5 protein-coding genes are annotated in these 6,564 nt (G+C 44.4%); 2 read left to right on the top strand and 3 right to left on the bottom strand.

Annotation, left to right across the window (positions count from 1 at the left end; translation table 11 throughout):
• Window positions 1-207 precede the first annotated feature (207 nt).
• Entirely contained in the window at window positions 208-1,776 is a 1,569-nt protein-coding gene (locus AACQ75_RS06975; RefSeq protein ID WP_170889700.1) for a methyl-accepting chemotaxis protein, read from the bottom strand.
• A 23-nt stretch (window positions 1,777-1,799) separates the two neighbouring features.
• Window positions 1,800-2,360 carry a hypothetical protein gene (locus AACQ75_RS06970; RefSeq protein ID WP_170889698.1) on the bottom strand — a complete coding sequence of 187 codons (561 nt, stop codon included), beginning with the start codon at window positions 2,358-2,360 and terminating at the stop codon, window positions 1,800-1,802.
• A 442-nt stretch (window positions 2,361-2,802) separates the two neighbouring features.
• Between AACQ75_RS06970 and AACQ75_RS06965 the strand changes: the two genes are divergently transcribed.
• Together AACQ75_RS06965 and AACQ75_RS06960 are read left to right on the top strand one after the other, a co-directional pair.
• Window positions 2,803-4,680: a PhoX family protein gene (locus AACQ75_RS06965; protein ID WP_170889696.1), complete on the top strand. Its 1,878-nt coding sequence runs from the start codon at window positions 2,803-2,805 to the stop codon at window positions 4,678-4,680.
• Between the two features lie 313 nt (window positions 4,681-4,993).
• Window positions 4,994-5,749 carry a phosphatase PAP2 family protein gene (locus tag AACQ75_RS06960; RefSeq protein WP_170889694.1) on the top strand — a complete coding sequence of 252 codons (756 nt, stop codon included), beginning with the start codon at window positions 4,994-4,996 and terminating at the stop codon, window positions 5,747-5,749.
• An 89-nt stretch (window positions 5,750-5,838) separates the two neighbouring features.
• Here the strand turns inward: AACQ75_RS06960 and AACQ75_RS06955 are convergent, their stop codons facing one another.
• On the bottom strand, window positions 5,839-6,543 hold the full coding sequence (locus AACQ75_RS06955; protein WP_013868329.1) for a DUF445 domain-containing protein: 705 nt from the start codon (window positions 6,541-6,543) through the stop codon (window positions 5,839-5,841).
• Between the last annotated feature and the right edge of the window lie 21 nt (window positions 6,544-6,564).

Here is a 6,564-nt window from a genome sequence, read left to right as displayed (position 1 = left end):
ACAACATGGCTGAAAGCTTAATACTTGAAGGGCGAAGGGAAAGAACATTCCCTAGAACAGTTAAGCCTAGACCACAACGGTATGCTAAGAACAAAAATGCCGTTCACTCTTAAGTGAACGGCATTACCCAGCTGTCTGGGGTTTTTGTTTTATGGAACTCAACTATTTGAAGTATGCTAAGTGTGTTGTTCGGTTTTTAGTATTAGGTTAATGAGCACTAAACTTGCTGAGTGATAATGAAGTGGCTTGTGCTTTCTGGAAGAGCTCTTTACTACAATCGCTCATCACTTTGCTGTCATTAAGTAGTTCGAGTGAATGTTGATTAAGATTGCTCAGTTGCGTTAGCAAATCTTCAACATGTGACAGTTGCTCATCAGATGAATTGACCGCTAAGTGGTTGGTGTTATTCGCTTGATTAACATCCTTGATCGCTTGGCTGACTAACTCGTTACTACTTTCAATAGCTTCAACGCAACTCATTGATGCATTGACACTTTCCCCCATGTAGCCGATCAAGTCTTTCGAAAAGTTACTAAGCACGGTAAGGATCTCTTCCACTTGGTTGGTTGAAGAGGATGTTTTTTCCGCTAGGTTACGCACTTCGTCTGCCACGACGGCGAACCCGCGACCATTCTCACCCGCGCGAGCCGCTTCAATGGCCGCATTGAGCGCAAGCAGGTTTGTTTGATCAGCGATCGTACGGATGATCTGTAAGATATCGGTGACTTTTCCAACTTGGGCATTTAGGCTCTCAGCGGTTTTTGCTGTTACTTGTGACTTTTCTGCTAGGTTTTTATTTTCACTTAATGCATGTTTAAGTTGTTGTTGACTTTCTTGCCCAGAAATAACTGCTTGTTGTAAAGACAGTGACGCAGTATTGATATTCTCGGTGACTGACGCAATGCTTTGCCGAGCACCTTCACCAATTTGTACTGATTGCGCAATTTCCCGCTGCTGACCATTGATATTGTGTTCTAGCTGCTTCACTTGTCGTTCAACAGCTTTCGTAACATCAGTGACATCGCAGATGTTTTGTTCAATAGGGTGGAAGGTATGTTCCACTTTTTCAATGAACATATTGATTGCTGTGGCAAGGTCACCTAACTCGTTATCTTTGTTAAATGGAATTCGTTGCTTGAGGTCGCACTGACCAGAAGCCAATGATTCACATAAGTTTTTCAGCTGATTTAAAGGATGCAGTAGAGCGCTCCTCAAAATAAAAAACAAGCCAATAAAAGTAATCAACACGAAGGTTATGCCAATTGAAATGGCCCATAGCCCCAGTTCCTTGGAAATGGCATTGACCTTGTCAAATTGCCACTGAGTAACTAAGTAACCCACCAATTTTGCTTCCTTGCCCGATGTTAATGGGTTGATGATGATCACGTGTTGTGTGTTTTGTTCAATAATGATGGCGTTGGTTGATGCTTGGGTCAGTGCATTTTTTATATTGACTCCGCTAGGAGATACGGACTTCTCATTTAATTGATAGAATAAAGATCCATCTGCAAGGAAAACTGCTATATGTTTGAGTTCCTTATTGCTGCTATCGACAGCGACTTTAACCCGCTCTTCCAAGCTCTCTACTTTGTTAAAGCGCACCGAAGTGGCGACGTTTTCAGCTAGAGAAGCCGCCATTTGTTGATAAGTTTGAGCGCTCAGCGAGTACATCACTGTGGCACTTTTCGACCATAGAGCATAGGAAATAGCAATCAGCGATACAACGCTAAGTAGCGACGCACTTGCCACTACCAACCGACTAATACTAAGTCTCATATAGAGTAATCCTGATCAATGAGTTAAAGAGCTTCTACGTTAACGCCGATGGTGATGGCACCAATCACTTTCCCTGAGCTAGGGTCAACCACGCTGTGGCTTATCTGTGACTGAAACATTTGGGTCGACTCATCTTCTTCTATCTCACCAATTAGATATGCGCTTGGACCTTTAAGGTAGGTGTCTTGCCACTTTTCCTCATCTCCTTGCCAGTAGTCAGAAGTAATCTCGCTTTGGGCGACATTCAGGCCTTTGTTATCCATAGCAAAGATCTCCGTAATTAGGCCGTTGCTAGCTTGTTGAATCGATTTAAGTTCAGAAGATGCGGGGGAAGAGAGCAGTTTGTTGATCAGTGGAGCATCGGTTTGGCCCACTTGGCTACGCCAATCCTTGTCGAGTTGATCAATTTGCATTTGAGTTAGGTTAGCGTTTTGAGCGTTTTGAGCATTAATGGCTTGGATTAAAACGGGATTAGCAATGATTTCAGCCACCTTGGTATCAATGAAGTTTTTTAGCGCCCCTTCAAACTCATTAGCAAAGGAGGAAAAGGAGAAACAAGCGATCAGGCAAATAAAATATTTCATAACAGACTCCAGTCGAGTTAGGTATTTTGCGTTGTGTATAAGGTATGTAGTGATCTTAGATGTTCATATTCATCCATATGCACTTTGAGCCTAGTTTAAGAATAGAAAACTGTAAAAAAATAGGTGTGATTTGAGCGCATGATCAAATGAATATTCATCTCTTGCCAAACAAAACAAAAAACTATCCGTTTTGACAATTGACAAGCTTGATGGCGGTGCCGGTTGTATTGTTTTCTCGACGAGGTCGGTTAGAAAATATCGATTTTGGAGTGATACTTGTGGTGACCCTGCTGTGCTGAATGGCTTATTTAGCTAACGCATAGATTTTATTTTTTAACTCACTGTCACCGTTAAGCAATGTAAATTTAACTTATTTGTCACGATAGACCGCTAAGCTGCTTGCAAAATCCAATAACAAGACAAGTAAAGTCAAGGAGCAAACATGTGGAAGCGTGATGAGCAAGAGTCTCAATTTAGTGAAATGATCGAAGCGAGACTCTCTCGCCGCCGTTTTATGGCGGGTAGTGCGGCAGTCAGTGCAGGCGCGTTTTTATCTTTAAATCCAGTTGCTAAGGCTGTGGCGGCAAAGTCGAGCTCTTCACTGCTCAACTTTGAGGCTATTCCAGCATCAACGGCTGATAAAGTCATTGTTCCTAAAGGGTATAAAGCGACTCCGTTGATTTCATGGGGTGACCCTATTTCTGTTGATGCTCCTGAGTTTGACCAAAGTGGTAAACAAGATTCACGAGCACAAGAGCTTCAATTTGGTGATAACACTGATGGCATGAGCTTCTTCCCAATTTCGGATGATCGCGGTGTACTTGCGATTAATAATGAATACACCAACTACGAATACTTGTTTGATCACAAAGGTAAATCGATGACAGCAGATGATGTGCGTAAAGCGCAAGCTGCGGTCGGCGTTACTGTCGTTGAAGTGATGAACAAAAATGGCCAGTGGACGGTTGACCGCGCAGGGAAGCGTAACCGTCGTATCACGGCAAACACACCAATGTTGCTCACAGGGCCAGCTGCAGGCCATACGCTAATGAAAACCGCCACTGATCCTAAGGGCTTAAATCCACTGGGAACTTTTAACAATTGTGCGAATGGTCAAACGCCGTGGGGGACATACTTAACGTGTGAGGAGAACTTTGATGATTTCTTTGGTAGTAACCAAGATGGCGTGAAGTTAACGGCTGATCATAAGCGTTATGGTATTGAAGCCAAACCCAGTGATTATCAGTGGCACCAACATGATGAGCGTTTTGACGTTGCGAAAAACCCCAATGAGCCAAACCGCTTTGGTTGGGTGGTGGAAATTGATCCGAACGATCCAACATCGACGCCACTTAAACGCACGGCGTTAGGCCGTTTCAAACATGAAAATGCGGCGCTTACTCTCAACAAAGATGGCCATGCTGTGGTCTATCTGGGGGATGATGAACGCGGTGAACATCTATACAAATTCGTTTCAAAAAATCGCTACCAAGCTGGTAACGATGCCGCGAATCGCAATTTATTAGAAGAAGGAACCCTCTTTGTCGCTAAGTTTGATATGAATGAGAAAGAACTGAAAGGCTCGGGAAAATGGCTTGAACTGACCTTTGGTAAAAATGGTTTAACGCCAGAAAATGGCTTTAAGGACCAAGCAGAAGTGATGATTTTTGCTCGCCGCGCAGCGACTCAAGTGGGTGCTACGACAATGGATCGTCCTGAATGGGTTGCGATTCACCCTGATAATAAGCACGTGTTCTGTACACTGACCAACAATAAAAACCGAGGTAAAGAGGGGCAACCTGTTGGTGGTCCTAACCCTCGCGCTAAGAATAACTATGGCCAGATTCTGCGCTGGATGCCAGCCAATGAGGATCACACTAGCACTGTGTTCGCATGGGATCTGTACTTGATTGCGGGCAACCCAACGGTACATAAAGGCGATCTCTATGCGGGCAGCGACAATATCTCAGCAGACAACATGTTCAACAGCCCAGATGGTATCGGCTTTGACAAAGCGGGTCGCTTGTGGATTCAAACCGATGGCAACTATTCCAACAAAGGGGATTTTGCCGGGCAAGGCAATAACCAAATGTTGTGCGGGGATCCAATTACTGGTGAAGTAAAACGTTTCCTAACTGGGCCGATTGCTTGTGAAATAACAGGGTTAACTTTTTCACCGGATCAAAAAACCATGTTTGTTGGCGTTCAACACCCTGGGGAAGATGAAGCGCCATCGCATTTCCCATACGGTGGAACCACCAAGCCGCGTTCGACCATTATGATGATCACTCGTGAAGACGGCGGGGTGATTGGCGCATAAGCCCTGATCATTTTCCTCTGAAGGGAGCTGCGGCTCCCTTTTTAACATTCCTGCTGTTGGTCAACGCTGTTGCCATCATCCATTCATGGTCTTGGCGCCTCCTATCTTGCACGAAAGAAGACGTTGTTTCGCTTAGGCAGGACATGGTCTGGTTTGCCTTTCCTACACGTTATGCATGAATTCTTTGTGTCAGGAAAATAAGTAAAAAGGGTGGGGTCGGGGCGATTATTTTCCCTCAAATTGACAATTGCTTGATACGTTCTTTGCGTGTCGTCCGTTATTATGCTGGTCTTCAATAATCCAGCGGTGTCTATTGAGCGTGAAAAAGCAAATCCAAATCAAAAAATCGGGCTTAGTACTCTTAGCCTTGTTCTCGTTGCTGTTAGTTCCCATCTCATTGGTTGGGTCTTCGATTGATTTGACCACACCAGTGAGCGATGGCGTCGGTGCATTTTTTACCTATTTAACCGATTCGGCTGGTTGGCAAGGTTTTGGCTTTACCTTTGCTTTGTTGGCTTTTTTGGCAACACGGACAGCGACTTCCCGCATTGAACTGCTTAACCGCATTATTCAAATTGGCTTGTTATTGGTGATTGGTATGGCTGCCAAAACGGGTTTAAAACATCTGACAGAGAGCCCGCGCCCGTACACTGAATTGATGACGCATCAACTGCTTATTCCAAACCCTGCGCATTTTTATAAATTGAGTGAATTACAAAAAGAAAGTGTGATGACCGACATCGCAACCCAAGTCAGTGACTGGCGCTTACGTCATTGGCAGGGTGAAAAGGACTATTCATTTCCCTCTGGCCATACGATCTTCGCTGCTATTTGTCTGGCTTTCTTTGGTGGCTTGTTTATTGAACAAAAGCGCTATATTTTTGCGGCGGGTCTATTGCTTTGGGCCTGTGGAGTCGCCTTTAGCCGCTTATGGTTAGGGATGCATCGTCCGGTTGATTTATACGGCTCCTTGCTGTTTGTCAGCATGATTTACCTTGTGATACCCAAAGTGTACCCTTTAGATCACCCTAAATTAAAGCCACTATTAACGCGTCTTCATCTCTGTTAACGGGTCACGAGTCATCATAAAAAAGCCAGCACATTTAAACGTACTGGCTTTTTTGTAATCACATTTTACCATCACATAAGTAACGGCAATCAGGCAAAGAAGGAGGAAGCCACACCAATCAAACCACCGAATACTCCGCCCCAAACAACCAACCAGCCAAGGTGCTGTTTAATCATCTTCTGTACCATCTCTTTCACCAATTTAGGCGTGAGTTCATTGAGACGTTGATCGATGATGTTTTCGATGTTAGCGGTGATCTCTTCAATCATCTCAGGAGCTTCTAACTGCTCTTTGAGCGCTTGTTTAACGCTATCGCTTTGGCTGATATCAATCATAGATTGCTGCATTTTTTCGACAAACGGTTGCTTGAGTGGTTGTAGCGCGTCGGTTCCACCAAACATCGCCAGCATGCCGCCAAATGGAGAGTTTGCAATCACTTCGACCAAAGAATCAAAGGTTGGGTTGAAGTCAACTTTGGCAATCACAGGCTCAAGATCCAACGTTTTACTGCCCGTCATCTCTTTACTGAGGAAGCGGTCAATATTGGACTGGGTGAAAAATTGCTCCATCATCAGGCTCTTGATTGCGGTTTTGAACTCTTCAAAGCGAGCAGGTATCACACCCGAGCCATAGAGTCCTGGCACTTTTTCAAACAGCATGTGAATCGCAAGCCAGTTGGTGATTGCGCCAGAAAAGGCAAATAAGCCCGCATACAGCGCAATGGTGTTATCCAGTTGATAGCCCGCTGCAAGGAGCGCTAGCGCAATGATATTAGTGAGTAAGCTCTTGTTCATAATCCAAATCTAGTTAAATAA

It is taken from the genome of Vibrio sp. B1-2 (assembly GCF_963888445.1).
GTDB lineage: Bacteria > Pseudomonadota > Gammaproteobacteria > Enterobacterales > Vibrionaceae > Vibrio > Vibrio anguillarum.
This window is presented reverse-complemented; position numbering and strand designations above follow the sequence as displayed.

What these genes read in the sequence shown, in the direction of transcription:
- AACQ75_RS06975 (WP_170889700.1), bottom strand. Translation starts at nt 1,776, where the DNA reads ATGAGACTTAGTATTAGTCGGTTGGTAGTGGCAAGTGCGTCGCTACTT.
- AACQ75_RS06970 (WP_170889698.1), bottom strand. Translation starts at nt 2,360, where the DNA reads ATGAAATATTTTATTTGCCTGATCGCTTGTTTCTCCTTTTCCTCCTTT.
- AACQ75_RS06965 (WP_170889696.1), top strand. Translation starts at nt 2,803, where the DNA reads ATGTGGAAGCGTGATGAGCAAGAGTCTCAATTTAGTGAAATGATCGAA.
- AACQ75_RS06955 (WP_013868329.1), bottom strand. Translation starts at nt 6,543, where the DNA reads ATGAACAAGAGCTTACTCACTAATATCATTGCGCTAGCGCTCCTTGCA.